This window comes from Azospirillum lipoferum 4B (assembly GCF_000283655.1).
Classification (GTDB): domain Bacteria; phylum Pseudomonadota; class Alphaproteobacteria; order Azospirillales; family Azospirillaceae; genus Azospirillum; species Azospirillum lipoferum_C.
This window is the reverse complement of the sequence record NC_016622.1, coordinates 1695109-1721754: the sequence shown is the minus strand read 5'-3', so window position 1 is coordinate 1721754 and position 26646 is coordinate 1695109. Positions and strand designations below refer to the sequence as shown.

Below are 26646 nucleotides of genomic sequence, written 5' to 3'. Positions count from 1 at the left end.
CTTTTTAGTCCCCTTGCTGTCCGTGCTGCGCCGCACCATCTGGCAGAGCCGTTCCCTCCACCGCCATCCACGGGGTCCCGATGTTCGCCACCGCCAGCGGCGCCATCACCCATCTGGGCAGCAGCAGCCTTCTCGTTCCGCTTTCCGCCCTCTACGCCACCGCCCTCTGGCGGCACCATTCGGCGCCGCTGGCGCTGCGCTGGCTGCTGGCGCTGTCGCTCTGCCTCGGTGCCATGGTGGTGCTGAAGCTGGTGGGGCATGGCTGCGGCCTGCCTGACTTTCCGCTGTTTCCCTCGCTGTTCGCCGGCGACCGCTTCGTCAGCCCCAGCGGTCATGCCGCCTTCGCCGCCGTCTTCTACGGATCGGTGGCGGCGCTGGCGGCGCGCAACGCCGGCTCCGTCTGGCTCAGGGTCGGGCTGCCGCTGGCGGCGGTCGCGCTGGTGCTGGCCATCGGCGTGTCCCGTGTCGCGGTGTCGGCCCATTCGGGTGCGGAGGTGGTGGCCGGTCTGCTGATCGGCGGCCTGTCGGTCCTGCTGTTCCTGTGGACCAGCCGCAAGGACGGCGCGCCGCGCCTGCGCGTGTCGCCCTGGCTGCTGGGGGCGCTGGCGCTCGGCCTCGCCCTGCTGGTCCATGCCGGCGACCCCTCCTTCGTCGAGGGGACCATCCGCCGCGTGGCATACCATTTCGGCAGCGGCGCCGGACTGTGCGAGCTGGCCGGCCGGGTCTTCCCAGGCACCCGCGGATAAGCCACCAATCGGGATGAAGCCGGCGGCGTCCTGTGGTATGACGGGCGGTCGCGCGTGACCCGGAGGTTCCAGCCCCCGGAAGCCCGGCACCCCCGCAAGCGTGAGCCAGGGGCTTGCGTCCCACGGCGCAAGGTCCTATACCGACGCCCCGTTTCTGTTCCGTTCCGGCCAGGTCACTTCCGCACCGCATGTCGCTATTCGATGCCCTGCCGCGTGGCCCTTCGGGTGGCGCCGCCGTCCCCTTCGCCCAGGAGGACCTGACGCGCGTCTTCGATGCCAAGACGCTGCAACGCGGCCGCACGCTGATGATGACCGGTGCGGTGACGCTGGGCCCCCCCGGCGGCGACCGGATCAAGGCGGAGGTCAGCGACCTCGGCCGCCGGCTGGGGGTGACGGTGTACCCGGTGCAGGGCAAGCGCGGCGTCGTGCTCGACCGCAGCTGCACCTGCGGCCGCAACGCTTGCGCCCATATGGCGGCGGCGGCGATGCTGGCGCTGGAAAGCCGCCCGGAATGGCGCCGTGCCTCGCTGTTCGACGTCGCCGACGTGAAGGCGCCGATCGCGCCACCCCCGCCTCCTCCTCCAGTTCCTGCTGTCGCACCCCCGTCTCCTCCCGCACCCAAACCGCCGCTGTCGCTGGTCCGCGCGCCGGTCCCGCCGCCGATCCGCAACGTCGCGCCTCCTCCCCCTTCGCCGACCGCGCCGAAGCCCGAGCCGGTGCGCAGCCTGCGCTGGACGCTGGAGCCGGGGCAGGGCGACGTCGCCTGCTACATCCTGGCGGAGTTCGTGGCGGAGGGATCGGCCGACAGCAGCCCCGCCACCCCGCGCGACGTGTTGGCGAAGGCGCCGCGCTCGCTCGACGGCGACGCCGACCGTGCCATCGCCCGCCTGCTCGGCGGCGGCGGGACCGAGCGCACCCCCGTCGCCAAGAGCCGGGGGGAGGCGGTGGACCGCCTGCTGCGCCGCCTGCTTTCCACCGGGCGGCTGCGCTGGCGCGACGGCACCCCGCTGGCCGAGGCGCCGGGCCGCACCGTCCGCACCTTCCGCGATCCCGCCACCCGCAAGCTGCGCCCCACCGGCCTGCCCGAACGCAGCGTGCTGGTGAAGGGCCAGTCCTATTGGTGCGTCGACAGCGCCACCGGCACCGTCTTCCCGGTCGATCTCCAGGTGGTGGAGGTGCCGAAGGCCAAGCCGGTGCCGCCCGCGCCGGTCCCGCCGCCGGTTCCGTCCAAATCGACGCCGTCCCGCCTGTTCGGCCCGTCGCGCGGCAATGTCGCGTCGATGCCGCGCATCACAGCGCCGCCGCCGATGCCGGGTTCCAACTTCCGCGACAACGCCATTCCCGGCGTGCGCAGCGGCGCCGCCGACGCCGCGGCCATCGTCGAGCGGTCGCCGCGCATCATCGCGCGGCTGGGCCGGGTGGTGACGCCGGCCGACGGGCTGGTCGACGTGCTGCGCCTGTCCTTCGACTATGGCGAAGCCGGCCGCCCGGTTGAGATCGAGCCCGACGACCAGCGCCAGTTCGCCCGCTACGAGGACGAGTTCGGCGACGTCACCTTCGTCCGCCGCGACAAGGCCGACGAGCAGGCGGCGCTGGACCGTCTGTCCGGCCTCGGCTTCGCCCAGGCGCGGATCGAGCCGCCGAAGGGCGCGCTCAACGCCCGCGGTGCGCGGGTCCACTGGCTGACCGGCCGCGACGTGGAGGAGCGCTGGCAGCATTTCCTCGCCACCGAGGTCCCGGCCCTGACCAAGGCCGGCTGGATCATGGAGGTCGGCGCCGATTTCGGCACCAAGGTGATCGAGCCGGGGGCCGAGGTGGAGGTCGCGGTGCGCGACGCCGGCGACGGCTGGTTCGACCTGGATGTCGGCGTCGAGATCGACGGCGTGCGCCAGCCGCTGCTGCCCATCCTCGCCCGGCTGGTGGAGAAGGGCGGCCTGTCGACCACCCGCATCATCGACGGCCGCGCCCATATCGTGCTGGACGACGGCAACGTCCTGGCCCTGCCGGCCGAGCGCATCGAGCGGCTGCTCAGCGTTCTGGAAGCCATGCTGGACAGCGGGCGCAGCAGCGGCGACCGGCTGAAGGTGCCGCTGGCCGAGGCCGATTCCCTGCTGGACATCGACGACCTGATCGCCCGGCGCGGCGACGAGACGGCGCAGATCGACGGCTATCTCCAGCGCCTGCGCGCCGACGAGATGCCCGGCGACATGGCGCCGCCGCCGGGCTTCCGGGGCGAGCTGCGCGACTACCAGCGCGGCGGCCTCGCCTGGATGCAGAGCCTGCGCGCCAACAACGTCGCCGGCATCCTGGCCGACGACATGGGGCTGGGCAAGACCGCCCAGACGCTGGCCCACATCGCGATGGAGGAGCATGAGGGCCGGCTGACCGAGCCCTGCATGGTGGTGGTGCCGACCAGCCTCGTGCCCAACTGGGTGGCGGAATCGGAACGCTTCACTCCCCACCTGCGGGTGGTGGTGCTGCATGGCGTCGACCGCCACGGCAAGCTGGCCGAGCTCGACCGTGCCCACATCGTGGTGACCACCTATGGCGTGGTGGCGCGCGACATCGACCTGCTGAAGCGGCTGACCTGGCACATGATCGTTCTGGACGAAGCGCAGGCGATCAAGAATCCCGACGGCAAGGCGACCCGCGCGGTGGCGGCGCTGCCCGCCCGGCACCGGCTCTGCCTGTCCGGCACGCCGGTGGAGAACAATCTGGGCGAGCTGTGGAGCCAGTTCGCCTTCCTGATGCCCGGCCTGCTGGGCGACCGCAAGGAGTTCGGCAAGCGCTACCGCGTGCCCATCGAAAAGCGCGGCGACAACACCCGCGCCAACCTGCTGATGCGCCGCATCCGCCCCTTCCTGCTCCGCCGCACCAAGGAGGCGGTGGCGAAGGAGCTGCCGCCGAAGACCGAGGTGGTGGTGCGCATCGACCTCGACCGCGACCAGCGCGACCTCTACGAGACCATCCGCCTGTCGGTGAACGAGACGGTGCGCGCGGCGCTGGCCGCCAGCGGCAAGGGGCTGGGCCAGAACGCCATCGCGGTGATCGACGCGCTGTTGAAGCTGCGTCAGGTCTGCTGCGACCCGCGCCTGTTGAAATCGCTGGGCGGGGTCGGTGGCGGCAAGGGGCGCCACAGCGCCAAGCTGGCCGCCCTGACCGAGATGGTGAAGGAGATGGTGCCGGAAGGCCGCCGCATCCTGATCTTCTCGCAGTTCACCACCATGCTCGACCTGATCAAGCTGGAGTTGGAGAAGGCGGCGGTTCCCTATGTCGAGCTGACCGGCCGCACGCTGGACCGCGCCGAGCCGGTGAACCGCTTCCAGAACCGCGAGGTTCCGGTCTTCCTCATCAGCCTGAAGGCCGGCGGCCGCGGCCTGAACCTGACCGCCGCCGACACGGTGATCCATTACGATCCCTGGTGGAACCCCGCCGCCGAGGATCAGGCGACCGACCGCGCCTATCGCATCGGCCAGGACAAGCCGGTCTTCGTCTACAAACTGATCGCCGCCAACACGGTGGAGGAACGCATCCTCGACCTGCAGCGCCGCAAGGGCAGCCTGTCCGCCGCCACCATCGAGGGCAAGGGGCTGGTCAGCGCTCTCGACGGTGGCGACATCGATTATCTGCTCGGCGACGGCGAGGAGGAGTAGGCGTCAGAGCGGCCGTTTGGCAGCCAGCAGGCTGGCGACCGCCGCCCCGGTCTTGCCGGCGCGTTCGCCGATGGCGGTCAGCGTCTCGCCCGGTGCAGCTTCGATGTTGGCGGCCTTCAGCACCTCCACCGCCTTGTCGGCGGGCAGCCCCAGCGCCGGCGCCGCCGCTTCGAGCGTGGCGCTCGACAGCGCGCCGAACACCGCGCCCGGATTGACGCCGCCGCCGCCGGTGGTGCCGGTCATGCCGGTGAAGACCACCGACACGACGATGCTGGCGACGAAGGCGGCTTGGGCGGCGTACCGCTTCAGATAGCCGACGAAGGCGCGCCAGTTCTTCACCAGATGCCAGAGCGCGATGGCGGAAAACACCACGCTCAGCCATTCGTGGGAGAAGCGCACCAGCCCGGTGTTCCAGTGCAGCAGCAGCATGATGCCGGTCACGGTGGACACGACGAAGGTGACGATGGTGACGGGGGTGACCACGTCGCGGGTCATGGTCTTGGAAACGGTCATGGCAGGCGCCTTCGATCCGGTGTCGTTCTTGTTGGCGGCCATGATCGCGCGCGACTGTAACTGGACAATATCCGGCGGGGTGCGGCTGTGTAACAGTGTGTAACGCGCCGGCCGCCATGCTATCGGCAGGCTTCGTCCGTCAGTGTCCGCGATGTGTTTGGGGAGTGTCATGGCCTCGGTTCAGGAAGCCTTGCGGGTCGCAATCGACCATCACGGGGCCGGGCGGCTGCGGGAGGCGGAAACCCTCTATGGCCGCATCCTCGCCGCCGCTCCCGCAACGCATGCCGCGTCCCATCTGCTGGGCATGCTGCTGGCACAGACCGGCCGCCTGCAGGACGCGGCGCCGCGGATCGCCGCGGCGGTTCGCGCCCAGCCGGACATCGCCGATTACCACCGCGACCTCGGCAAGATCTATCTGGCGCTCGGGCTTCCGGCGGAGGCCATGGTCGGCCAGCGCCGCGCCGCCGCCCTGCGGCCAGAAGACGCGGCGGCGCTGGCTCTGCTCGGCGTGGCGGCGCAGATGACGGGCGACACCGGCGCCGCCATCGACGCGCTGGGCCGGGCCCTGAGGCTCGACCCGCAGGACGGCGAGACCCGGCAACGGCTGGCCCTGCTTCTGGAGTTGCGCGGCATCCACCGGCTGGAACGGGGCCGGGCGGAGGAGGCGGTCGCCGACCTGTCGCGCCTGATAGATGTGGAGCCGCCGACGGCGGAGCGGCTGTTCCAACTCGGCAACGCCCTCTCCCGCGCCGGACGGGCGGAGGATGCGCTGGCTTGCTACCGGCATGCGCTGGCGCTGCAGCCCGACCATGTCGGGGCGCTCTTCAACCTCGGCGTCCTGACCCGGCGGGCAGCGGGCCTGGATCTGGCGGCGCTGGAGCGGGCGGCTGCCATCATGGGCTGGGCGGTGGCGCTGGCGCCCGATTTTCTCGACGCGCGCGAGAACCTCGCCATCCTTCTCTTCCAGTCCTACCGGGAGGCGGAGGCGCTGGCCCAGGGCGACAGGCTCCTCGCGATGAAGGCGCGGATCGCGGCGCAGGAGGGCGCGGCGCTTGCCCTGCAGCGGCTTCGCGACCGTCCCGCCGCCCCGGAGGGACGAATCCGCGACGTGGTGGCCTTCAGCCTGTGGGGGACGGCCGACATCTACCGCCACGGCGCGGTGGAGAATGCCCGGCTGGTGCGGTCGGTCTATCCCGGCTGGACCTGCCGGATCTACCACGACGACAGCGTGCCGCCGGAGATTCTGGCGGAGCTGGATGCGCTGGGGGCGGAACGGGTGGTCATGCCGCCCGGCAGCGGTCCGGTCAGCGGCCTCTATTGGCGCTTCCTGGCCTCCGACGATCCGACCGTCCGCCGTTTCGTCTGCCGTGACTGCGATTCGCGGGTCGGTCCGCGCGAGCGAGCGGCGGTCGAGGCATGGATCGCCTCCGGCAAGCCCTTCCACGTCATGCGCGACCACCCGCTGCACAGCGAACTGATGCTGGCCGGCATGTGGGGCGGGGTTGCCGGGCTGCTGCCGCCGCTGGAACCGTTGACCGCAAGCTTCGCCGCGGCGGAGGCCGACCGCTGGCAGGACCAGCGCTTTCTCCGTTCCCACCTGTGGCCGCTGATCGCCGATGCCTGTCTGGTCCATGACAGCCACCAGCCCGGCCATGGCGTCCCGTTCCCCGACCATCCCGGCGACCCGGCGGAACATGCCGTCGGCCGGCGCGTGGGGTAGGCCGCGATCCTGTCCCGGCAATCCTGTCCCAGCAATCCTATCCAAGACGAGCGCCTCTCCTGCCTGTTAGACTGCGGCATGGACCAGCAATCCGCACTGTTGGAGACTCCGGCGGCCCACGGCGACTTCGCCCGGCTGTGGCGGGAAGCGCGCTTCGACGGCATGGAGTGCCTGAACGCCCGTTTCCAGCGCCACATCTATGCGCCGCACACGCATGAGACCTATGTGGTCGGCGTCATCACCGCCGGAACCGAGTTGTATCGCTGCCGCGGTGCCGAACGGGTGGCGCGGGCCGGGCAGGTCGTGGTGCTCGACCCGGAGATTCTGCACGACGGCCGCCCGGCCGAGGACGGCTATGCCTACCGCATGTTCTACCCGTCGGTGGCCCTGTTCGAGCAGGCGATGGCCGACGCGCTCGGCCGCCCCGTCACGCCGCATTTCGCCGCGACCGAACTCGACGACCCGGAACTGTTCCAGCTGTTGCGCGGCCTGCACCACGGGCTGGAGGGGCCACATCGCGAACCCTTGCGCACCGACACCGACGCACTGCGCGCCTTCACCGCGCTGGCCCTGCGCCATGGCGACCTGACCGCCCGCCCGCGCGAGGCGGGGCAGGAACCGGCAGCCGTTCGCCGCGCGCGGGAGTATCTGGACGCCCATCTTGACAGTGCGGTGGAACTGGCCGATCTCGCCGAGGCGGCGGGGCTCAGCCGCTTCCATCTGCTGCGCGTCTTCCGCGCGGCGGTGGGAACGACCCCGCACGGCTATCTGACCGACCGCCGGGTCGCGCAAGCCAAGCGGATGCTGATCGGGCCGCTGCCGCTGGCCGATGTGGCGCTGGCCTGCGGCTTCTGCGATCAGGCGCATTTCAACCGGGTGTTCAAGGGCCGGGTCGGCGTCTCCCCCGGCCAATACCGGCGCGGCAGCAATCCCATCCAAGACGCGCCCGCCGCCGCCGTCTAGCTTGCCGCACATGAGTATGGAAAGCATCACCATCCCGGCATCCCCGCGGCAGGAATTCGCGGCGGGTATCGTCCATTGCCTGCCCATCGTGGCGGGCGCGGTTCCCTTTGGCTTCCTGCTGGGCAGCCTCGCCGCCAAGGCCGGGCTGTCGGCGCTCGACATGGGGCTGATGAGCGCGCTGGTCTTCGCCGGCAGTTCCCAGTTCGTCGCGGTCGAACTGCTGGACAAGAATGGGAGCGGGGGCAGCGCCGCGCTGGCGGTGGTCGGCGCGATCCTGCTGGTCAACCTGCGCCACCTGCTGATGGGGGCGACGCTGGAGCCGCGCTTCCGCGGCATCCCGCGCGCGCGGGCCGGTCTGGCGCTGTTCTTCATGACCGACGAGCAATGGGCGCTGGCCTTGCGCCGCGGGCCGGAACTGACGCTGGCCTATTGGTACGGGGTGGCGGCGACGCTGTATCTGGCGTGGCTGACCAGCACGGTGGCCGGGACGCTGGCCGGTGCCCTGATCGCCGATCCCGCCGCCTGGGGGCTGGATTTCACCTTCATCGCCGTCTTCCTCTGCCTGCTCGCCGGATTCTGGCGCGGTGTCGGCTCGCTGCCGCCCTGGCTGGCGAGTGCCGCCGCCGCGCTGGCCGTCCATGCGCTGTCGCCCGGCGGGACCTGGCACATCATCGCCGGTGCGCTGGCCGGCGGCGCCGTCGCCGCCGTTCAAGCCAAGTGGCAGGGGAGGGCGCCCAATGCTTGAGTCGCTGCATCTGGACTGGAACGTCTTCGCCATCGTGCTGGGCGGGGCGCTGGTCACCTGGATGACCCGGATCGGCGGGCCGTGGCTGATCGCGCGGGTGCAGCTGGGTCCGGCGGCGAGTGCCGCGCTGGAGGCAACGCCGGGCGCGGTGCTGGTGGCGCTGGTGACGCCCGCCGCCCTGTCGCGCCCGTCCGACGCGCTGGCCGCCGCCTTCGTCTGCCTGATCGCCCGGCGGGTGCCTATGGTGGTGGCGGTGGCGGGTGGCGTGGTCGCCGTCGTGCTGCTGCGCCGCCTGCTGTAGCAACTGTTGCAAACTGCCGTCTGGTGAAGCGCGCGGGGGATGCCTATAAGTCGGGAATGACCGACCCGATCTCCGCCCCCGCCGCTCCCGCCGCCGCCGCTTTCGACCCGCACGCCCTGCCGCCGCTGCGCGACGTGATCGCGCGCTTCGGGCTGGAGGCGCGCAAGGCGCTGGGGCAGAACTTCCTGCTCGACCTGAACCTGACGGGGCGGATCGCGCGCTCGGCCAATCTGCCGGCCGGCACCACCGCCATCGAGGTCGGCCCCGGTCCCGGCGGTCTGACCCGCGCGCTGCTGGCGACCGACGCGGTGAAGGTCATCGCCATCGAACGCGACCGCCGCTTCATCGAGGCGCTGCAGGACGTGATCGAAGCGTCCCAGGGCCGGCTGTCCATCGTCGAGGCCGACGCCCTGACGGTGGACCCGGAGGAATTGGCGCCCGCCCCGCGCGCCATCGTCGCGAACCTTCCCTACAACGTCGCGACGCCGCTTCTGCTCGGCTGGCTGGCGCGGATCGAGGCCTATGTCAGCCTGACGCTGATGTTCCAGAAGGAGGTCGCCGACCGGCTGGTGGCCAAGCCGGGCAGCAAGGCCTATGGCCGGCTGTCGGTCATCACCCAATGGCGTTCCGACGCCCGCGTGCTGTTCAACCTGCCGCCGCGCGCCTTCACCCCGCCGCCGAAGGTCGAATCGACGGTCGTCCACCTGACCCCGCGGGCCAATCCGGAGCCGGCCGACTGGCGCGCGCTGGAGCAGGTCACCGCCGCCGCCTTCGGCCAGCGCCGCAAGATGCTGCGCCAGAGCCTGAAGTCGCTGGGCAATGCCGAAGCCCTGCTAGAGGAAACCGGCCTGACCCCGACCGCAAGGGCGGAGGAGATCGACGTCGCCGGCTTCGCCGCGCTCGCCCGCGCCTTCCGTGCCCGGAATCCGCTGGAGCCACCGTCGGAGAGGGTTGAATGATCAGGGTCACCCCCCGAATCAGCCTGGACGAAAGCGAGCTGCAGGAGGAATTCGTCCGCGCCTCCGGCCCCGGCGGCCAGCATGTCAACAAGACGGAGTCGGCGGTCCAGCTGCGCTTCGACGTGCGCCGCTCGCCCAATCTGCCCGATCCGGTGCGTTACCGGCTGGAACGGCTCGCCGGCTCCCGACTGACCCAGGACGGCGTGCTGATCCTGGTGGCCGACCGCCACCGCTCGCAAATCCGCAACCGGGAAGATGCCCGCGAGCGCCTGATCGACCTGATCCGCGACGCCGCCGCCCCACCGCCGCCGCCCCGCCGCCCGACCAAACCGACCAAGGGCTCGAAGGAGCGGCGGCTGGAGGGCAAGGCCAAGCGGTCGGAGGTGAAGAAGATGCGCGGGAACGTTAACGACTGATCCGGGGCCGCAATGGGCATGCCCGCCATGAGGCAGGCGCATTGGACGGTTCAACCATCCCGTGCCAGCCTTTGCCCATAGCTTGCCCGCGAAACATTCCCCCGTGACGACAAATCCGGGGCCGGAGACGTTCGATGAGTCATCCATCCGCCAGTGCCGCCTTGCCGTCGCCGACCTCGGCCCGTCTGTCGGTCGGGTTCGCCTGGGTCGGGCACACGCTGATGCACATCGTGTCGGCGCTGTTCCTGACCATCGTGCTGGCGCTGGAAACCGAATGGAAGCTCTCCTATGACGAGCTGATCCGGCTGTGGACGTTGGGGGCCTTCATGATTGGGCTGGGGGCGCCGCTGGCCGGATGGCTGGGCGACCGCTGGAGCTCGGCCGGCATGATGGCGGTCTTCTACCTGATGACCGGCGGCGGGGCGGTGCTGGCCGGGCTGTCGGACGGGCCGGAGATGCTGATGTGGTCGCTGGCCCTGCTCGGGCTGGGGGCGTCGATCTACCACCCCGTCGGCATGGCCTGGATGATGGCGAATGCGGAGAATCGCGGCAAGGCGATGGGCTGGCTCGGCCTGTTCGGCACCTTCGGCGTCGCCACCGCCGCGGTGGTCGCCGGCAGCCTGACGGACTGGCTGAACTGGCGCATGGCCTTCATCATCCCCGGCGCGATCTGCCTCGCGATGGGCGCCGCCCTGGCCCTGTTGATCATGAGCGGCATCGTCCAGGACCGTCATGCCGACGTGAAACCGCAGCCCAAGCCGTCGCGCGGCGACGTGGTGCGCGCCTTCTTCGTGCTGTCGCTGACCATGGTCTGCGCCGGCCTGATCTTCAACGCCATGCAGGTGGTGCTGCCCAAGCTGTTCGAGGCGCGGCTGGGCGGCTGGCTCGGCGGCGGAACGCTGGGGGTCGGCGGGCTGGTGACGGCGGTCTATCTGATCTCGGCCCTGCCGCAGATGATCGGCGGCGTTCTGGCCGACCGCCATTCGCTGAAGCGGGTCTATATGCTTTGCCTGATGTTTCAGATCCCGCTGATGGCGGCGGTCGCGGTGCTGGCCGACCTGCCGCTGGTGGCGGCCGCCGCGTTGGTCGTCATCGCCTCGCAGACGCAGATCCCGGCGGAGAACATGCTGCTGGCCCGCTATACCCCGGACAAGCATCGCGGGCTGGCCTTCGGCGCCAAATACATCCTGTCCTTCGGTTCCGGCCCGCTGGCGGTCCAGCTGGTCGCCTGGGTCTATGAGCGCACCAGCGAATTCACCATGCTCTACCTGACCCTGTCGGCGCTGGCCGCCCTGGCCTTTGCCGCCGCCCTGCTGCTGCCCGACGACCGCCGCAAGGCCGAACCGGTGGCGGCGCCGCTGCCCGCGGCGGAGTGAGGTGCATTACAGATTGTCCCGCAGCTCGGCCAGCGTGACCATCAGCATCATCGGGTCCATCGGCGAGGTATCGAGGCCGAGGCGAAGGTAAAACCCCTTCGCCTCTTCCGACAGCGCATGGACAATCAGCCCGCGGACGCCGATCAGATCGGCGGCCTGCACCACCCGCAGGGCGGCGTCACGGAACAGCGCCCGGCCGAGGCCCTGCCCCTGCCGTGTCCGGGAAACGGCGAGCCGCGCCAGCACCACCACCGGGATCGGATCGGGCATGTTGCGGCGGAAGCGTTCCGGCGCACCGGCAACCGCGACCGCACTCGATGCCAGAGCGTAATAGCCGGCGATCTCGTCCCCGGCGCAGGCGACGAATGTCCGTGATGCGCCGCTGGCCTGATTGGCGATGGCGCGGCGTTTCAACCAATTGTCCAAGGACGGCGTGCCGGACTCGAACAGGTCGACGCGATGGTGGGATGCAAGCGGCTCGGGCGCGGACAGCGTCATTCGCTGTCCCAGGGTGCCGGTGTCCGCAAGGTCCGGCGCAGCTTTTCGTTCGGCTTGGGCGGCGCGTCGAGCCGGGCGAGGAACGCGGCGTAGGCCTCGGGGCTGGCCGCGATGATCGCGCGGTCGAGCAGAGCATCCTCGGCGGCGCGGCGGGCGGCCTCCAGGATGAAATCCGTGCGGTTCTTGCCCTGCGCCTGGGCCGCCCGGTCGATCAGGCTGCGCTCTTCCGGGCGGATGCGGATGTTCAGCGTCTCGCGCCGGGACTTCTCTTCTGACGGTTCGACAGGCTGCATGGCGGCCACCTCCGGTTAGGGAGACAGCCTGCCACAGCGCAATGACAATGTCATTACGAACCGACCTGTCCGCCGTCGGGGCGCGCCGGTCCTCCCGGCGCGCCCCCCGGCAAATCCTCACGCAATCGTCTTGTTCAGCGCCTGATCCAGGTCGGCGATGATGTCCTCCGGCGTCTCCAGCCCGATGGACAGGCGGATCACCTCGGGACCGGCGCCGGCCGAGGCCTGGGCCTCCGCCGACAGCTGGCGGTGGGTGGTCGAGGACGGGTGGATGATCAGCGAGCGGGCGTCGCCGATGTTGGCGAGGTGGCTGAACAGCTCGACGCTCTCCACCACCTTCACGCCGGCCTCGAAGCCGCCCTTGACGCCGAAGGTCAGCACCGCACCGGCACCGCGCGGCAGGTACTTCTTCGCGAGATCGCGGTACTTCGACGATTCCAGCCCGGCATAGCTGACCCAGCTCACCGCCGGATGGCTTTCCAGGAACTGCGCCACCTTCAGCGCGCTGTCGGCGTGGCGCTGCATGCGCAGCGGCAGGGTTTCGATGCCGTTCAGCGTCAGGAAGGCGTTCATCGGCGCCTGGCTCGGCCCCAGGTCGCGCAGGCCCACGGCATGGCCGTGGATGGTGAAGGCCAGATGGCCGAAGGTCTCGTGGAAGCGCAGGCCGTGATAGCCGGGATCCGGCTCGCTCAGCGCCGGGAACTTGCCGGATTTGCTCCAGTCGAACTTGCCGCTGTCCACCACCACGCCGCCGACCGAGGTGCCGTTGCCGGACAGGAACTTGGTGGTCGAATGCACCACCAGCGTGGCGCCCCACTGGATCGGGTTGATCAGGTAGGGGGTGGCCAGCGTGTTGTCGACGATCAGCGGGATGCCGGCCTCATCGGCGATCCTGGCGATGGCCTCGATGTCCGTCACCACGCCGCCGGGGTTGGCGAGGCTTTCGACGAAGATCGCCTTGGTCTTCTCGGTCAGCGCCGCCTTGACGTTGTCGACCGTATCGGTGTCGACGAAGCTGGGCTGCCAGCCGAAGGCGCGCGGGAAGCTGATGCCGAGCTGGTTCAGCGAGCCGCCATAGAGCTTCTTCGACGCGACGATGTGGTCGCCGGGCGCCATCAGCGGGAACAGGGCCAGCAGCTGCGCCGCATGGCCGGACGAGGTCGCGGTGGCGCCGGCGCCGCCTTCCAGGTTCGCCAGCCGCTCCTCCAGCACCGCCACCGTCGGGTTGGTCAGGCGGGAATAGATGAAGCCGACCTTCTGCAGGTTGAACAGCGAGGCGGCGTCGTCGACATCGTCGAAGACGAAGCTGGTGGTCTGGTAGATCGGCGTCTGCCGCGCGCCGGTCGCCGGATCGGGAGCGGCGCCGGCATGGATGGCGCGGGTTTCGAAACCGAAGTTCTTCTGCTCAGTCATCTGCGTGATTCCCCCAATTTTTCAGATCAGTTTTTTGAACGATTTCGCCGGCGCCATGCGGCGCGTCACCAATAGGTTGGAATTGACGCCGATCCGGCCGATCTCGCCATAGAGGCGTTGGATCTCCATCTTCGGACAGCGGTCCATCACCACGGTCAGTCCGGCCGCCTGCGCCCGCGCCGCCGCATCGTCGTTGCGCACGCCCAGCTGCATCCACACCACCTTGGCCCCGGCGGCGATGGCCTCGTCCGTCACCCCGCCGGCGGCGGCGGAGTTGCGGAAGATGTCGACCATGTCCGGCGGCTCCGGCAGATCCTTGAGGCTGGCATAGACCGGCAGGCCCAGGATGGTCTGTCCCGCCATCTTCGGGTTGACCGGGATGACCGTGTAGCCCTTGTCGCGCAGGTACTTCATCACGAAGAAGCTGGCCTTCACCGGATCGGCGCTGGCCCCCACCACGGCGATGCTCTTCGTGGTTTCCAGCACGCCGCGCAGGAAGGCGTCGGTATAGTCGGCCGGCTCGGTAATCCTGGTCTCGCTCATCGGCCGCACCACACCGGCGTGCGCTTGCCCAGGAAGGCGTCGATGCCCTCGGCGGCGTCCTGCGCCATCATGTTCTCGGTCATCACCTTGGCCGCATAGGCATAGGCGCCCTCGGTATCCAGCTCGATTTGGCGGTAGAAGGCCTCCTTGCCGGTGGCAAGCGTCAGCGGCGACTTGGCCGCGATCTTGGCGGCGACGCTGTCCACCACCTCGTCCAGCTGGTCGGCCGGCACCGCGCGGTTGACGAGGCCGATGCGCTCCGCCTCCTCGGCGTCGATCAGGTCGCCCAGCAGCAGCATCTCCATCGCCGCCTTGCGCCCGACCGCGCGGGTCAGCGCCACCATCGGCGTCGAGCAGAACAGCCCGATATTCACGCCCGGCGTCGCGAAGCGCGCCTCCTCCTCGCAATAGGCAAGGTCGCAGGTGGCGACCAACTGGCAGCCGGCGGCGGTCGCCACGCCGCGCACCTTGGCGATCACCGGCTGGCGGACGCGGTTGATCGTCAGCATCAGGCGGGAGCACTGGGTGAACAGCGCCTCGTACAGCTCGCGCGACGGGGCGGCGCGCATTTCTTTCAGGTCATGCCCGGCGCAGAAGGCGCCGCCGGCCCCGGCCAGCACCACGGCGCGGACACTGCTATCCTCGTTTATGGCGTCCAGCGCGTCCTGCAGCGCCGCCATCAGCCCCACCGACAGCGCGTTGCGGGCCTTCGGCCGGTTCAGCGTCAGCGTGGCAACCCCATCGCGGTCCTGGCGCAGGACCAGCGGGGCATCCTGCGGGGCATGGGGCTCATGTGTCGAAACCGCGGCGCTCATGGTCGTTGTCCTCCCGTATTCCTTTGGTTGCGCACCGCCGGCAGCTTAACGCGCCGGGACTGCGGGTGACACGGGGAACCTGCAGGGCAGGGACAATGAGACGACAGGCCGACGGGGGTTTCAACAGAAAATTCTGTCTGAAGCGGTTATATGTCTTCTTTATTGGTAGGAAAATAGCCCCGAAAAATCCCCCCTCCCATGGCGGGCTATGGCATTCACACATCTCGCCTCTGCTAAATATCGGCAACCACCGGTGGTGAAAAGCCCTTCTCCCCTTGCGGGAGAAGGGTTGGGATGAGGGGTGCGGCGGCCGCAAGGCCGGTGCGATCCTGATTTGCGCCCCCTCACCCCAACCCCTCTCCCGCGAGGGGAGAGGGGCTGTCCTCAATGCCAAGCTGCACGTCTTTTCGCAAACGCGAAATGTGTGGATCCGCTAGCCCCATGGCGGGAGAGGGGATTTCGGTTACGATGCCTTGGCGGTCTTCTTCTTCGGCGCGGCGGCTTCCGCCGGAGCGTCCTTGGCGGCCTTGGCCTTGGTCGCCTTCTTGGCGGCGGGCTTCTTGGCCGCAGCCTTGGCCTTTGCGGGCTTCTCCGCCTCCGCACCCTCGGCCTTTGCCGGTTCGGCGTCCTTCGGAGCCTTGCCCTTCTTGGCGGCGTCCTTGGCAACCTTGGCGTCGATCAGTTCCAGCGCCTGTTCCAGCGTGACGCTGTCCGGCTCGGTCCCCTTCGGGATCGAGGCATAGACGCTGGCGTGCTTAACATAGGGGCCGAAGCGGCCCGACCCCATGGTGATCGGCTTGCCGGTCTTGGGGTGGTCGCCCAGCGTCTTGGCCGGGGCCGACGCCTTCTTGGCGGCGCCGGCCAGCAGGTCGACGGCGCGGTTGATGCCGATGGTCAGCACGTCGTCATCGGGCGTCAGCGACTTGTAGACGCTGCCGTGCTTCAGGTAGGGACCGAAGCGGCCGATGCCGGCGCTGATCTCCTCGCCGGTCTCCGGATGGTTGCCGATGGTGCGGGGCAGGGCCAGCAGCTTCAGCGCGGTGTCGAGATCGACGTCCGCCGCGGCCATGCCCTTGGGCAGCGACACCCGCTTGGGCTTCGGCGCCTCGTCCTTCTTCTTTTTCTTCGCCTTGGGCTTCTTGCCGTCCGCCGCAGGTTCCTCGACGGCCGGTTCCTCCGGCGGGGCGGCGACGGTCGGCGCCGGGCCCAGCTGGATGTACGCGCCATAGGGGCCGCGGCGCACCGTCACCGGCAGACCCGTTTCCGGATCGTTGCCCAGCTCGCGCGGGCCTTCCTGCGCCTCGCCGTTCTCGTCGTTGGCGACGGCCAGCGGCCGGGTGTAGCGGCATTCGGGATAGCGCGAGCAGCCGATGAAGGCGCCCATCTTGCCCAGCTTCAACCCCAGCCGGCCCTCGCGGCAGACCGGGCAGACGCGCGGGTCGTGGCCGTCCGCGGTGGCGGCGGGGAAGAAATGGGCACCGAGTTCGTTGTCGAGCGTGGTCAGCACCTGGGTGATCGTCAGATCCTTGGTGCCGTTCACCGCCACGTCGAAGGCGGTCCAGAAGTCGCGCAGGACGGTCTTCCAGTCGATCTTGCCGTCGGATATCTCGTCCAGCTGGTTCTCCAGCTCCGCCGTGAAGTTGTACTCCACATAGCGGTGGAAGAAATTCTCCAGGAAGGCGGTCACCAGCCGGCCGCGGTCTTCCGGGATGAAGCGCCGCTTGTCCAGCCGCACATAGTTGCGGTCCTGCAGGACCTGCAGGATCGAGGCGTAGGTGGACGGCCGGCCGATCCCCAGCTCCTCCAGCTTCTTGACGAGGCTGGCTTCGGAATAGCGCGGCGGCGGCTGGGTGAAATGCTGGTCCTGGGCGATGTCGCCGCGGGCCAGAGCGTCGCCCTGGTCCATCGCCGGCAGGCGGCGTTCCTGCTGGTCGTCCTCGGCGGCGTCGTCGCGGTCCTCCTGATAGACCTTCAGGAAGCCGTCGAACACGACGATGGAGCCGGTGGCGCGCAGCACCACGTCCTTCGACGGGTTGGCGATGTCCACCGCCACCTGATCCAGCACGGCGCTTTCCATCTGGCTGGCCAGAGTGCGCTTCCAGATCAGCTCATAGAGCCGCAGCTCGTCGCTTTCCAGATAGCCGGCGACCGAGTCGGGACGGCGCTGCAGGTCGGTCGGCCGGATGGCCTCGTGGGCCTCCTGGGCGTTCTTGGCGGCGGTCTTGTAGACACGCGGCTGGGCCGGGACATAGCGCTCGCCATACTGGCTGCCGATCAGGCTGCGGGCGCCGTCGATGGCCTCCTGCGACAGGCTGACGCCATCGGTTCGCATATAGGTGATGAGGCCGACCGTCTCGCCGCCGATGTCCACGCCCTCATACAGCTTCTGCGCGGTCCGCATGGTGCGGGTGGCGCCGAAGCCCAGCTTGCGCGAGGCCTCCTGCTGCAGGGTGGAGGTGGTGAAGGGCGGCGACGGGTTGCGGCGGCTCTGCTTGCGCTCCACCGACGACACGGCGAAGCTCTGCGGCAGGATCTTCGCCACCGCGGCCTCGGCGGCCTCGCGGTTGGGCAGGCCGAACTTGTCGAGCCGCTTGCCGTCCAGCTGGGTCAGCGACGCGGTGAAGCCGGCCCCGGCCGGCGTGGTGAAGCCGACCGCGATGGACCAGTATTCCTGAGGCTTGAAGACCTCGATCTCCGATTCGCGCTCGCAGATCAGGCGCAGCGCCACCGACTGCACGCGGCCGGCCGACTTGGAGCCCGGCAGCTTGCGCCACAGCACCGGCGACAGCGTGAAGCCCACCAGATAATCCAGCGCCCGGCGCGCCAGATAGGCGTCGACCAGTTCGCGCGACACGTCGCGCGGGTTGGCGATGGCGGCCTGCACCGCGCTCTTGGTGATCTCGTTGAAGGTGATGCGCTGGACGTCGCGATTGTCGGTCAGGTGCTTTTCGCGCAGCAGCTCCGACAGGTGCCAGGCGATGGCCTCTCCCTCGCGATCCGGGTCGGTTGCGAGATAGACGCGATCGGCCGACTTCACCGCCTTGGCGATTTCGTCGATGTGGCGCTTGGAGCGGTCGCCCAGCTCCCATTCCATCGCGAAGTCTTCATCCGGGCGCACCGAACCGTCCCGCGCCGGAAGGTCGCGGACATGGCCGAAGCTGGCGATGACGGTATAGTCGTCGCCCAGATACTTGTTGATGGTCTTCGCCTTGGCCGGCGATTCGACGATGACGACGTTGCTGCCCGGCAAGAAACCAGCCCTTCGCGTATGCCCACCCAAACCACGGCGGTGCCGATCAGGCGAGAGAGACCTGATGACCGGGAAGACGCTGGACTCGGCCGGCAAGCTCAAGTTCCAGAACCACGGTCAGCACCACCGGAGCGGACAATTGGCACCCGCGGACGAGTTCGTCAATGGTGACGGGCGAGGGGCCCAGGTTTTCCAGGACCAGGGCGCGTGCCTTTTCAAGGTCGGATTCGTCCGGTTCCGCGGCGGGGCCGGGGGTCAGTCCGGCGGCGCTGAACAGGTCGCGCGGCCGTTCCGCCAGCGTCGGCGGCCGCAGGTTCTCGATGGTGTGCAGCACGTCGTCGACCCGTTCCACCAGCGTCGCCCCCTGGCGCAGCAGGTTGTTGGTGCCGTGGCAGCGCGGGTCGAGCGGAGATCCCGGAACCGCCATCACCTCCCGCCCCTGTTCCAGCGCCATCCGCGCGGTGATGAGCGAGCCGGAGCGCAACGCCGCCTCCACCACCAGCACGCCCAGCGACAGGCCGGAGATCAGGCGGTTGCGGCGGGGGAAATGGCGGGCCTGCGGCTGGGTGCCGATGGCGCATTCCGCCACCACCACGCCCTGCGCCACGATGTCGCGGTAGAGTCCTTCATTTTCCGGCGGATAGACGACGTCGATGCCGCCCGCCAGCACCGCGGCGGTTCCGCTGGCGATGGAGCCGGCATGGGCCGCGGTGTCGATGCCGCGGGCAAGGCCGGAAACGACCAGCAGCCCGGCGGCGCCAAGCTCCCGCGCCAGCGACTCGGCGAACTTCTTGGCGTTCAGCGAGGCGTTGCGTGCGCCGACGATGGCGACCGCGCGCCGTTTCAGCAGATGGGCGTGACCCGCCACCGAGATCACCGGGGGCGCATCGTCGACCGCGGCCAGCGGTTCGGGGTAGTCGGGTTCACAGGCGCAGATCAGGCGGGCGCCGAAGCGGCGGTTCGCCTGCATCTCCCGCTCCGCCTCCGCCTTGGAAGCGACGCGCAGCGGTTTGGTCCGCCCGCCCCGCCGTGCCAAGTCCGGCAGGGCGTCCAGCGCCGCGCGGGCACTGCCATACTGCTCCAGCAGGCGGTGAAAGGTGATCGGCCCCACATTCTCGGTGCGAATGAGGCGGATCCAGTCGAGCCGTTCGGCATCGGACAAGGGGCGGCGCGGTTGTGTCATGCTTGGAATTAATACAACCATTCCATACAGGACATCAACATGCGAACGTATGGTGACGTGATACTCCGGGAAAATCGCCTCTCAATGGTGTGCGCCATCGCTGCCGCAATCCGGTGGGTGGCATCGTGCCGTCCGTCTGCCTCCTTGAACTCCACAGCGGCCATGGTAGCTTTGTGGGCAGGAGGTGACGCGAGTTTCCATCCTGAAGGCGGAGCCGGTTTCCCGGCCCCGCCCGTCGGCCCTTAGCTATCCCGGTCCTTGTTGAAGCCGGCTTGGAACTCGATCTTCAACTTGAACCAGAAGCGGTCGAGCCACTTCAGGAACGTCTTCACTCGCGTCACCTCCTTTCGGATCGCCGGCCGGGACACATCCCTGCCGGCCCGGCAACACCATGTGGAACCTGCGCATGTGTCAATTGCGGCGGGGTAGCGCGTGGCTGCGTGCGGGAGGCCCCCCGGGAAGGCAAATGGATGCGTTGCCGCTCAAGGAAATAAATTACGCATAAGAAGTAATATGGTTTCGGCCCGCTGACGACCGTTTGCGGCGGCGGCATTCCACCAAAGCGTGTCGGGGCGAAGGCTGCATTCTATTGAAAATTATCAACTGCTGTCAAATCAGTGGTTTGTGAATATTTTGGATTAGCGGCGTATGCCGGAGTTCCCCCAATTGAACCGGTTGCATGCCTATGTATCATCGGGTGCAGAGTTTTGGACAAGGGGCGGGGCAGGCAATGTTCGGACGGGGGAAAATCAAACAGGCGCTGATGCGGAAGATGTCGGCGCTGGACGCTCTGCGGGCCAAGGTGATGGTGGCCGACGAGGATCTGACGATCGTTCACGTCAATCCCGCCGTGGTTTCCTTGCTGCGCGAGGTCGAGGGAGACCTGCGCAAGGAGTTGCCCCGGCTGGATGTGAGCCGGCTGGTCGGCAGCAACATCGACGCGTTCCACAAGAATCCCGATCACCAGCGCCGGATGCTGGCCACCCTGACCAAGCCGTACAGCGCCACCATCAAGGTCGGCGGTCACCAGTTCGACCTGCTGGTCACGCCGCTGACCGACAACGGGCAGCGGATCGGCTTCGTGGTCGAATGGGCCGATGCCAAGGAGCGGCTGGAGAATCTCGACTATGCGGCTCAGATGGCGGCGATCGACCGATCTCAGGCGGTGATCGAGTTCACAACGGACGGAACCATCACCAAGGCCAACGACAACTTCCTCAAGGTGATGGGCTACCGACGGGACGAGGTGATCGGCAAGCACCACCGTATCTTCGTCGAGCCGGCCGTGCGCGACAGCGCCGACTATGCCCGCTTCTGGGAGACGCTGCGCCGCGGCGAATTCCAGGCCGCGCAGTACAAGCGCATCGCCAAGTCCGGCAATCCGGTGTGGATCGAAGGCGCCTACAACCCGATCTTCGACGAGAAGGGGCAGGTGACGAAGGTCGTGAAGTTTGCGGTGGACATCACCGCCCAGATCGTCCTCCTCAACAATCTGAAGGTGATGATCGACAAAAATTTCGGCGAGGTCGATCAGGCGCTTCACCTGTCGCTGGGCGAGGCGGGCTCCGCCAGCGACGCCGCCGGCTCGACGTCCGCCAGTGTCCAGGCGGTGGCGGCCAGCGCGGAGGAACTCGTCGCCTCGATCGGCGAGATTTCGCAGAGCATGGCCCGTGCCCGTGCCGCGACCGACGGCGCCTTCGACCGCTCCGTCGCGGTGGGTGAAAGCACCGATCGGCTGGCCGCCGCCGCCCAGGCGATGAACGGCATCGTCGGGCTGATCAACTCCATCGCCGGGCAGATCAACCTGCTGGCCCTGAACGCCACCATCGAGGCGGCCCGTGCGGGGGAGGCCGGCAAGGGATTCGCCGTCGTGGCGTCGGAGGTGAAGAACCTCGCCAATCAGGCCGGCAGGGCGACCGAGCAGATCTCCACCGAAATCGAAGGCATCCAGTCGACCTCGACCGAAGTCGCCACTGCGCTGAACGCCATCCGCGAGGCGGTTTCCGTGGTGCGGGAGCATGTGACCGGCACCGCCTCGGCGGTCGAGGAGCAGAGTGCGGTCACTCAGAACATGTCGGCCAACATGCAGACCGCGTCCGCCGCCGTGGCGACCGTGACATCCAACATCGCGGCGATCTCCACGGCGGTCAATCAGGTGGCCGGGGCGGTCGCGCGGACCAAGGAGGCTGCTCACGTCCTGGTCCGCTGACCCTGCTCCGCTGACGGCCGTCGGCCGGATCCGTCAGCGCTTGTGGAATACCGGCGGGCGCTTTTCGAAGAAGGCGGTGATGCCCTCCTTCGCTTCGCCATGGTGCAGGGCTTCGACGAACAGGTCGCTTTCGCGGGCGAGCTGGGTGGCGAAGCTGCCATAGGCCAGCTCCATCAGCTTCTTGGCCCGGCCCATGGCGCCGCTCGGCCCCTCCGCGATGGTCTGCGCCCAGGCGATGGCCGCCGGTAGCGCCTGTCCCGGTGCCGTGACCCGGTTGACGACTCCGGCCGCATGCAGGCGGGCGGCGTCGACCGGGCCGCCGGTCAGCATCAGTTCGGCATAAAGCTGCGGCGGCAGCGCGCGGGCCAGCGAGGCGGAGGCGCCGCCGTCCGCCGTCAGCCCGACCTTGACATAGGCGGTCAGGAACTGGGCATCCTCCGCCGCGACGATCAGGTCGCAGGCCAGCGCCAGCGAGAATCCGGCGCCGGCGGCCGGCCCTTCCACCGCGGCGACGATGGGCTTCGGACATTCGCGCATGGCGCGGACCCAGCCGTGGAAGCGCTCGATCCCGTCCCGGTTCTCCGACCGCGAGCGGCTGCCATGGTGATAGAGATTGGTCAGGTGCCCGCCCGAGCTGAAGGCGCCGCCGGCCCCCGTCAGCACGACGGCGCCGATGCCGGAGTCGTGCGTCGCCTCGTCCAGGGCGTCGCGGCCGGCGGCCATCATCCGCAGGCCGAGCGCGTTGCGGGTGCCGGCGTCGCTCATGGTCAGCACCATGACGCGGCCCTGGCGTTCCACCGTCATGATGCCGGTATCCTGACGTTCGTTCATGGTCGTTTCTTCCCCGGTTGTCATTGTCCGGCGGAGGGATCCTCGCCGGATGGTAGAGCCACTGTGACAGCTGGCGGGCGCCTCTCCAATCCGTCCGACCGGTATAGGAAGGGGGCGGATGCTGCGGAAAACGCCTGTTCTTCCACAATACCCCTTCCTACATTGGGGTGAGACCGATCGCCGCGGCAACGCTTGGGGACCGGCATGGCGTGACCGAAGGGCGGAGGCGGGGAATGGCGCTGGCTCTGGACCGGCCGGGGGAGCGGCCAGGGGATCGGCCAGGGGATCGGCCAGGGGATCGGCAGGAGCGGGGCAGGGGCGGCGGGAAGCGGCCGGTCACCGCCGCAGCGGTTCCGCCCTATGCCAACCGCACCGTCATCCTGCTGTGCGTCCTTGCCTTCGTGCTGCGGCTTCCGCCCGAATCCTTTGCCTTCGTCCCCGCCTATTTCTTCGGAACGGTCGAACTGGCCGGGCCGCTGCCCACCGCCGCCCTGTGGCGCGGGCTGTTCGGGCATGTGCTGATCCATGGCGACCTGACGCACCTGACCTCCAACATGGCGGTGCTGTGGCTGCTGGGCGACGTGGTGGAGCGCGAGGCCGGGCATCTGCGCTATCTGCTGCTGTTCTTCGCCGGCACGGTGGCGGCGGCGCTGACGGAGGGGCTGCTGGCCGCCGACCGGATGGCGCCGCTGATCGGGGCGAGCGGGGCGATCTGCGCGCTGATGGGGGCCTTCCTGTGGATGCGCCCGCGCTTCGGGCTGCTGTCGCGCCGCCTTCCCCGGCGGCTGGTGCAGGGAGCGGTCGTCGTCTTCGCGCTACTCAACGCGGCGATGACGCTGGTGCCGCCGCCCGCCGGGTCGCCACTGGCGGAGGTCGGATGGGGCGCCCATGCCGGCGGGCTGGCCGCCGGGCTGCTGTTGGGAGCGCTGCTGCTGTGTCTGGCCGGGCCGCTGCGGCCGGATCGCGGCGGCCGCTGACGGCGCCACGGCGATTGCAGTCCGTTTCCATGCCCGAAATACTCCCACCGCGATCCGGCGATGCTGGACACGCTGTCGCCGATGGTGAAGCGCGCGCTGGGGTGAGCCGTTGCCGACGGCGTGAAAACGCATTATTTTCGGGGAAGGCGCGCCGGGGTGATCACCCCCGGCACGCCCACCCGATCAGCGGTTCAGAGACTCAAGCATCAGCTTGAGCAACTGCAACAGCAGGATCAGGAGAGTGAGGATTTGGTTCATCCTCTTGCCCTCCGTCAGTGCGGCGCGGGCGGTGGCCGTTCCACCGCCCCGACCGCGGCGCAACCATGCCAAGTATCCCTGCCAGTCGGAAGCTGAAAGTTGTATGTAATTTTGCGTTCTCGCTTTCATGCGTGCGCAAAGCGCTTGACCGCGGCATGGGACAGTGACTCCCGTCCTGCTCGGCCCATGAACGAAAGTAGGGGTGTGTAGCTTTCCGGGCGTCGCATATATCATCGGTACACGTAACCATTCGGGTGACGGCAAGACGGTTCCGCGGTTGATCGATGCGGCTGATGGATGCTCTCGGGAGCAGACCCGGTCTTCGCATGATCCCGCGATGCAGTGCTTTGAAAATCCCCGGGGCGGCGACAGTATGTCGGCGCCGCCACAGTCCTGCGTTCGCGCTGTATTTTCCGCGCGGTGGAACAGGAGGGGAATGGAAGCCATGCATTTCGACGAATTGCCGGAAAGCCGCTGCGAATTCTAGGATTGTTCAGGCACCATAGTGTCTTCTGTTCGGCAAAAGACGCCTTCACGCAATGGGCGTCACGGCCATAACGATGAGGAAACGTTCATGAAGCGCCGTTCCTTCCTGACCTCGGCTGGCGTCGGCGTCGCCGCCAGCACGCTGGCGGCTCCCGCCATCGCGCAGTCCCAGCCGGAAATCCATTGGCGTCTGGCGTCCAGCTTTCCCAAGAGCCTGAACACCATCTATGGTGGCGCCGACACCATCGCCGCCCGCGTCGCCGCGGCGACCGACGGGAAGTTCACCATCCGCGCCTTCCCCGCCGGCGAACTCGTCCCCGGCCTGCAGGTGCTGGACGCCGTGCAGAACGGCACGGTCGAGTGCGGCCACACCGCCAGCTACTATTATGTCGGCAAGGATCCGACCTTCACCTTCGACGCGACGGTGCCGTTCGGCCTGAACGCCCGCCAGCAGAATGCCTGGATCTACAGCGGCGGCGGCATGCCGCTGCTGCGCGAGTTCTTCGACGGCTACGGCGTCGTGAACTTCCCGGCCGGCAACACCGGCGTGCAGATGGGCGGCTGGTTCCGCAAGGAGATCAAGACCGTCGAGGACCTGAAGGGCCTGAAGTTCCGCATCGGCGGCTTCGCCGGCCAGGTTCTGTCCAAGCTGGGCGTCGTGCCGCAGCAGATCGCCGGCGGCGACATCTATCCGTCGCTGGAAAAGGGCACCATCGACGCCGCCGAGTGGATCGGCCCGTACGACGACGAGAAGCTCGGCTTCAACAAGGTCGCCAAGTACTATTACTATCCGGGCTGGTGGGAAGGCGGGCTGAACGTCTCGCTGCTGGTCAACAAGCAGCAGTGGGAACAGCTGCCCAAGCAGTACCAGGCCGTCCTGGAGGCCGCCTGCTTCGAAGCCAACGTGACCATGGCCGCCAAATACGATGCCGAGAACCCGGCGGCGCTTAAGCGTCTGGTCGGCGGCGGCGCCCAGCTGCGTCCCTTCCCGCGCGACGTGATGGAGGCCTGCTACAAGGCCGCCACCGAGCTGTATGAGGAGACGGCGAAGACCAACCCGAAATTCGCCAAGATCTACGAGCCGTGGAAGAAGTTCCGCGACGACGAGTATCTGTGGTTCCGGGTGGCCGAGAACTCCTTCGACAACTTCGCCTTCACCGCCGGCCTGAAGCGCTGACGGCTCTATCGGCAAGCTCTATCGGCAGGCCGTATCGACAATCACGGCCCCCGCGACCGGACCGGTTGCGGGGGCTTTCTTCTTGGTCAGGCGTTTTCTTGTTCAGGTTGGGCGGCCGGGCGCCAGCAGGTTGGCGATCATGGTCTGCACCACCTCGTCATTCTGGTTGAAGGTGGTGGTCTTCACCCGCAGCACGCCCTGGTGGGGCCGCTTGACGGAGCGCCGGGCCTCCAGCACCTCCATCTCGATGCGCAGCACGTCGCCGGGACGGGTCGGGCGGGGCCAGCCGATCTGATCGACCCCCATGCCGACATAGCCGCCGGCCAACTCCGCATTGCTGCCGACGATCATGCGCATCGTCATCCCGGCGGTGTGCCAGCCGCTCGCCGCCAGCCCGCGGAACAGCGTGTCCTTCGCCGCCTCCGCGTCCAGATGGAAGGGCTGCGGATCGAACTTTTCGGCATAGGCGACGATCTCCGCCGCCTCGACCGTCAGCGGCCCGCCGGTGAAGCGGTCGCCCACCGCAATATCCTCGAAATAGCGCATCCCCCGGAACTCCGTTCGTCGTGGTGGTCAGGGCCGGATCGGCCGGCTATGATACAGACCTGTCTCTTCCGCCCGATGGTAGAGACAGGTCTGTATCATTGTCAACGGCCAAGCTTGCAGCGGGGCCGTCCTGAACGGGTGGGGTCGGATGGCAGAGACGGCAACGGCCAGGAAACCGGCGCGGGAACGGATTCTCGATACGGCGGCGGAACTGTTCTACCGCGAGGGCATCCGCGCGGTCGGCATCGACACGATCATCGCCAAATCCGGCGTCGCGAAGATGAGCCTGTACCGCAACTTCGCGTCCAAGGACGATCTGGTCTGCGCCTATCTGGAGCGCAACAGCGCCCAGCATGCGGCATGGTGGGACCGGGTGACCGCCCGCCATCCCGGCGACCCGCGGGCGCAGATGAAGGCGCTGTTCGTGGCGCTCGGCCACTGGATCGACCACCCGAAATTCCAGGGCTGTCCCTTCACCACCGCCGCCGCCGAATTGCGCGACCCGGCCAACCCCGCCCACGCGATGGCGCTGGCCCACAAGCGCATGGTCCGCGACCGCCTGCGCGCGCTGGCCGCCGCTGCCGGAGCGGACGATCCGGACCGGCTGACCGGGCAACTGCAACTGCTGATGGAAGGCGCCTACGCCGCCGGCCGCGCGCTGGATCTGGGGCCGGGCAACGGGGCGGTGGCGAGTGCGGCGGCGACGCTGATCGACGGGGCGTGCGGCGGAAAGCCATCGTCAGCCGACACCCTCCCAACCGTCACCGCCTGAAAC

23 protein-coding genes are annotated in these 26646 nt (G+C 68.7%); 13 read left to right on the top strand and 10 right to left on the bottom strand.

What is annotated here, in order from left to right:
* The first annotated feature begins 80 nt into the window (after positions 1-80).
* Positions 81-746 (top strand): phosphatase PAP2 family protein, encoded by a 666-nt coding sequence (locus AZOLI_RS07985; RefSeq protein WP_014248100.1) that lies wholly within the window; start codon positions 81-83, stop codon positions 744-746.
* A gap of 188 nt (positions 747-934) precedes the next feature.
* A complete protein-coding gene (locus AZOLI_RS07980; protein ID WP_014248099.1) occupies positions 935-4399 on the top strand; it encodes a DEAD/DEAH box helicase in 3465 nt (1154 codons plus the stop codon).
* A gap of 3 nt (positions 4400-4402) precedes the next feature.
* Here the strand turns inward: AZOLI_RS07980 and AZOLI_RS07975 are convergent, their stop codons facing one another.
* Positions 4403-4912 (bottom strand): DUF4405 domain-containing protein, encoded by a 510-nt coding sequence (locus tag AZOLI_RS07975; protein ID WP_244442458.1) that lies wholly within the window; start codon positions 4910-4912, stop codon positions 4403-4405.
* Between the two features lie 169 nt (positions 4913-5081).
* Between AZOLI_RS07975 and AZOLI_RS30310 the strand changes: the two genes are divergently transcribed.
* From AZOLI_RS30310 to AZOLI_RS07940, 7 genes are all read left to right on the top strand, one after another.
* A complete protein-coding gene (locus AZOLI_RS30310; RefSeq protein ID WP_014248097.1) occupies positions 5082-6632 on the top strand; it encodes a tetratricopeptide repeat protein in 1551 nt (516 codons plus the stop codon).
* A gap of 78 nt (positions 6633-6710) precedes the next feature.
* On the top strand, positions 6711-7595 hold the full coding sequence (locus tag AZOLI_RS07965; RefSeq protein ID WP_014248096.1) for an AraC family transcriptional regulator: 885 nt from the start codon (positions 6711-6713) through the stop codon (positions 7593-7595).
* A gap of 10 nt (positions 7596-7605) precedes the next feature.
* Positions 7606-8340, top strand: coding sequence for an AzlC family ABC transporter permease (locus AZOLI_RS07960; RefSeq protein ID WP_044549864.1), 735 nt, complete (start codon positions 7606-7608; stop codon positions 8338-8340).
* Entirely contained in the window at positions 8333-8641 is a 309-nt protein-coding gene (locus AZOLI_RS07955) for an AzlD family protein (protein ID WP_014248094.1), read from the top strand. The genes AZOLI_RS07960 and AZOLI_RS07955 overlap by 8 nt, the downstream gene beginning before the upstream one ends.
* Before the next feature lie 56 nt (positions 8642-8697).
* Positions 8698-9600: a 16S rRNA (adenine(1518)-N(6)/adenine(1519)-N(6))-dimethyltransferase RsmA gene (rsmA, locus tag AZOLI_RS07950; protein WP_014248093.1), complete on the top strand. Its 903-nt coding sequence runs from the start codon at positions 8698-8700 to the stop codon at positions 9598-9600.
* The gene (arfB, locus tag AZOLI_RS07945; RefSeq protein WP_014248092.1) at positions 9597-10016 is read left to right on the top strand and encodes an alternative ribosome rescue aminoacyl-tRNA hydrolase ArfB; all 420 of its coding nucleotides are present in this window, start codon (positions 9597-9599) and stop codon (positions 10014-10016) included. The genes rsmA and arfB overlap by 4 nt, the downstream gene beginning before the upstream one ends.
* Before the next feature lie 134 nt (positions 10017-10150).
* The gene (locus AZOLI_RS07940) at positions 10151-11392 is read left to right on the top strand and encodes an MFS transporter (RefSeq protein WP_014248091.1); all 1242 of its coding nucleotides are present in this window, start codon (positions 10151-10153) and stop codon (positions 11390-11392) included.
* Between the two features lie 6 nt (positions 11393-11398).
* On the opposite strand, the gene AZOLI_RS07935 is transcribed toward AZOLI_RS07940, so the two are convergent.
* From AZOLI_RS07935 to dprA, 7 genes are all read right to left on the bottom strand, one after another.
* Positions 11399-11890: a GNAT family N-acetyltransferase gene (locus tag AZOLI_RS07935; RefSeq protein ID WP_014248090.1), complete on the bottom strand. Its 492-nt coding sequence runs from the start codon at positions 11888-11890 to the stop codon at positions 11399-11401.
* A complete protein-coding gene (locus tag AZOLI_RS07930; protein ID WP_014248089.1) occupies positions 11887-12183 on the bottom strand; it encodes a DUF1778 domain-containing protein in 297 nt (98 codons plus the stop codon). Before AZOLI_RS07930 ends, AZOLI_RS07935 begins: the two co-directional genes overlap by 4 nt.
* A gap of 117 nt (positions 12184-12300) precedes the next feature.
* Positions 12301-13596, bottom strand: coding sequence for an O-acetylhomoserine aminocarboxypropyltransferase (locus AZOLI_RS07925; RefSeq protein ID WP_014248088.1), 1296 nt, complete (start codon positions 13594-13596; stop codon positions 12301-12303).
* A gap of 21 nt (positions 13597-13617) precedes the next feature.
* Complete coding sequence (locus AZOLI_RS07920; protein WP_014248087.1) at positions 13618-14139, bottom strand: CoA-binding protein; 522 nt, start codon at positions 14137-14139, stop codon at positions 13618-13620.
* Positions 14136-14954, bottom strand: a complete 819-nt coding sequence (locus AZOLI_RS07915; RefSeq protein ID WP_014248086.1) for an enoyl-CoA hydratase — start codon at positions 14952-14954, stop codon at positions 14136-14138. The genes AZOLI_RS07920 and AZOLI_RS07915 overlap by 4 nt, the downstream gene beginning before the upstream one ends.
* 463 nt (positions 14955-15417) lie before the next feature.
* The gene (gene topA / locus AZOLI_RS07910) at positions 15418-18204 is read right to left on the bottom strand and encodes a type I DNA topoisomerase (protein ID WP_014248084.1); all 2787 of its coding nucleotides are present in this window, start codon (positions 18202-18204) and stop codon (positions 15418-15420) included.
* A 46-nt stretch (positions 18205-18250) separates the two neighbouring features.
* Positions 18251-19387, bottom strand: a complete 1137-nt coding sequence (gene dprA, locus AZOLI_RS07905) for a DNA-processing protein DprA (RefSeq protein WP_044549860.1) — start codon at positions 19385-19387, stop codon at positions 18251-18253.
* Positions 19388-20150: 763 nt separating this feature from the next.
* On the opposite strand from dprA, the gene AZOLI_RS07900 reads away from it, so the two are divergent.
* Complete coding sequence (locus AZOLI_RS07900) at positions 20151-21596, top strand: methyl-accepting chemotaxis protein (RefSeq protein ID WP_244442457.1); 1446 nt, start codon at positions 20151-20153, stop codon at positions 21594-21596.
* Positions 21597-21629: 33 nt separating this feature from the next.
* Here AZOLI_RS07900 and AZOLI_RS07895 read toward each other — a convergent pair whose 3' ends face one another.
* The gene (locus AZOLI_RS07895) at positions 21630-22427 is read right to left on the bottom strand and encodes an oxepin-CoA hydrolase, alternative type (protein WP_014248081.1); all 798 of its coding nucleotides are present in this window, start codon (positions 22425-22427) and stop codon (positions 21630-21632) included.
* Between the two features lie 233 nt (positions 22428-22660).
* On the opposite strand from AZOLI_RS07895, the gene AZOLI_RS07890 reads away from it, so the two are divergent.
* The gene (locus tag AZOLI_RS07890) at positions 22661-23404 is read left to right on the top strand and encodes a rhomboid family intramembrane serine protease (RefSeq protein ID WP_014248080.1); all 744 of its coding nucleotides are present in this window, start codon (positions 22661-22663) and stop codon (positions 23402-23404) included.
* Positions 23405-24236: 832 nt separating this feature from the next.
* On the top strand, positions 24237-25325 hold the full coding sequence (locus AZOLI_RS07885; protein WP_014248079.1) for a TRAP transporter substrate-binding protein: 1089 nt from the start codon (positions 24237-24239) through the stop codon (positions 25323-25325).
* A 102-nt stretch (positions 25326-25427) separates the two neighbouring features.
* On the opposite strand, the gene AZOLI_RS07880 is transcribed toward AZOLI_RS07885, so the two are convergent.
* Positions 25428-25871 (bottom strand): MaoC family dehydratase, encoded by a 444-nt coding sequence (locus AZOLI_RS07880; protein ID WP_014248078.1) that lies wholly within the window; start codon positions 25869-25871, stop codon positions 25428-25430.
* 148 nt (positions 25872-26019) lie between these two features.
* Between AZOLI_RS07880 and AZOLI_RS07875 the strand changes: the two genes are divergently transcribed.
* On the top strand, positions 26020-26643 hold the full coding sequence (locus tag AZOLI_RS07875) for a TetR/AcrR family transcriptional regulator (protein WP_014248077.1): 624 nt from the start codon (positions 26020-26022) through the stop codon (positions 26641-26643).
* Positions 26644-26646 lie beyond the last annotated feature (3 nt).

Excerpts from the sequence above, each read along its gene's own strand:
- AZOLI_RS07985 (WP_014248100.1), top strand. The coding sequence starts at position 81 with ATGTTCGCCACCGCCAGCGGCGCCATCACCCATCTGGGCAGCAGCAGC.
- AZOLI_RS07980 (WP_014248099.1), top strand. The coding sequence starts at position 935 with ATGTCGCTATTCGATGCCCTGCCGCGTGGCCCTTCGGGTGGCGCCGCC.
- AZOLI_RS07975 (WP_244442458.1), bottom strand. The coding sequence starts at position 4,912 with ATGACCGTTTCCAAGACCATGACCCGCGACGTGGTCACCCCCGTCACC.
- AZOLI_RS30310 (WP_014248097.1), top strand. The coding sequence starts at position 5,082 with ATGGCCTCGGTTCAGGAAGCCTTGCGGGTCGCAATCGACCATCACGGG.
- AZOLI_RS07965 (WP_014248096.1), top strand. The coding sequence starts at position 6,711 with ATGGACCAGCAATCCGCACTGTTGGAGACTCCGGCGGCCCACGGCGAC.
- AZOLI_RS07960 (WP_044549864.1), top strand. The coding sequence starts at position 7,606 with ATGAGTATGGAAAGCATCACCATCCCGGCATCCCCGCGGCAGGAATTC.
- AZOLI_RS07955 (WP_014248094.1), top strand. The coding sequence starts at position 8,333 with ATGCTTGAGTCGCTGCATCTGGACTGGAACGTCTTCGCCATCGTGCTG.
- rsmA (WP_014248093.1), top strand. The coding sequence starts at position 8,698 with ATGACCGACCCGATCTCCGCCCCCGCCGCTCCCGCCGCCGCCGCTTTC.
- arfB (WP_014248092.1), top strand. The coding sequence starts at position 9,597 with ATGATCAGGGTCACCCCCCGAATCAGCCTGGACGAAAGCGAGCTGCAG.
- AZOLI_RS07940 (WP_014248091.1), top strand. The coding sequence starts at position 10,151 with ATGAGTCATCCATCCGCCAGTGCCGCCTTGCCGTCGCCGACCTCGGCC.
- AZOLI_RS07935 (WP_014248090.1), bottom strand. The coding sequence starts at position 11,890 with ATGACGCTGTCCGCGCCCGAGCCGCTTGCATCCCACCATCGCGTCGAC.
- AZOLI_RS07930 (WP_014248089.1), bottom strand. The coding sequence starts at position 12,183 with ATGCAGCCTGTCGAACCGTCAGAAGAGAAGTCCCGGCGCGAGACGCTG.
- AZOLI_RS07925 (WP_014248088.1), bottom strand. The coding sequence starts at position 13,596 with ATGACTGAGCAGAAGAACTTCGGTTTCGAAACCCGCGCCATCCATGCC.
- AZOLI_RS07920 (WP_014248087.1), bottom strand. The coding sequence starts at position 14,139 with ATGAGCGAGACCAGGATTACCGAGCCGGCCGACTATACCGACGCCTTC.
- AZOLI_RS07915 (WP_014248086.1), bottom strand. The coding sequence starts at position 14,954 with ATGAGCGCCGCGGTTTCGACACATGAGCCCCATGCCCCGCAGGATGCC.
- dprA (WP_044549860.1), bottom strand. The coding sequence starts at position 19,387 with ATGACACAACCGCGCCGCCCCTTGTCCGATGCCGAACGGCTCGACTGG.
- AZOLI_RS07900 (WP_244442457.1), top strand. The coding sequence starts at position 20,151 with ATGCGGAAGATGTCGGCGCTGGACGCTCTGCGGGCCAAGGTGATGGTG.
- AZOLI_RS07895 (WP_014248081.1), bottom strand. The coding sequence starts at position 22,427 with ATGAACGAACGTCAGGATACCGGCATCATGACGGTGGAACGCCAGGGC.
- AZOLI_RS07890 (WP_014248080.1), top strand. The coding sequence starts at position 22,661 with ATGGCGCTGGCTCTGGACCGGCCGGGGGAGCGGCCAGGGGATCGGCCA.
- AZOLI_RS07885 (WP_014248079.1), top strand. The coding sequence starts at position 24,237 with ATGAAGCGCCGTTCCTTCCTGACCTCGGCTGGCGTCGGCGTCGCCGCC.
- AZOLI_RS07880 (WP_014248078.1), bottom strand. The coding sequence starts at position 25,871 with ATGCGCTATTTCGAGGATATTGCGGTGGGCGACCGCTTCACCGGCGGG.
- AZOLI_RS07875 (WP_014248077.1), top strand. The coding sequence starts at position 26,020 with ATGGCAGAGACGGCAACGGCCAGGAAACCGGCGCGGGAACGGATTCTC.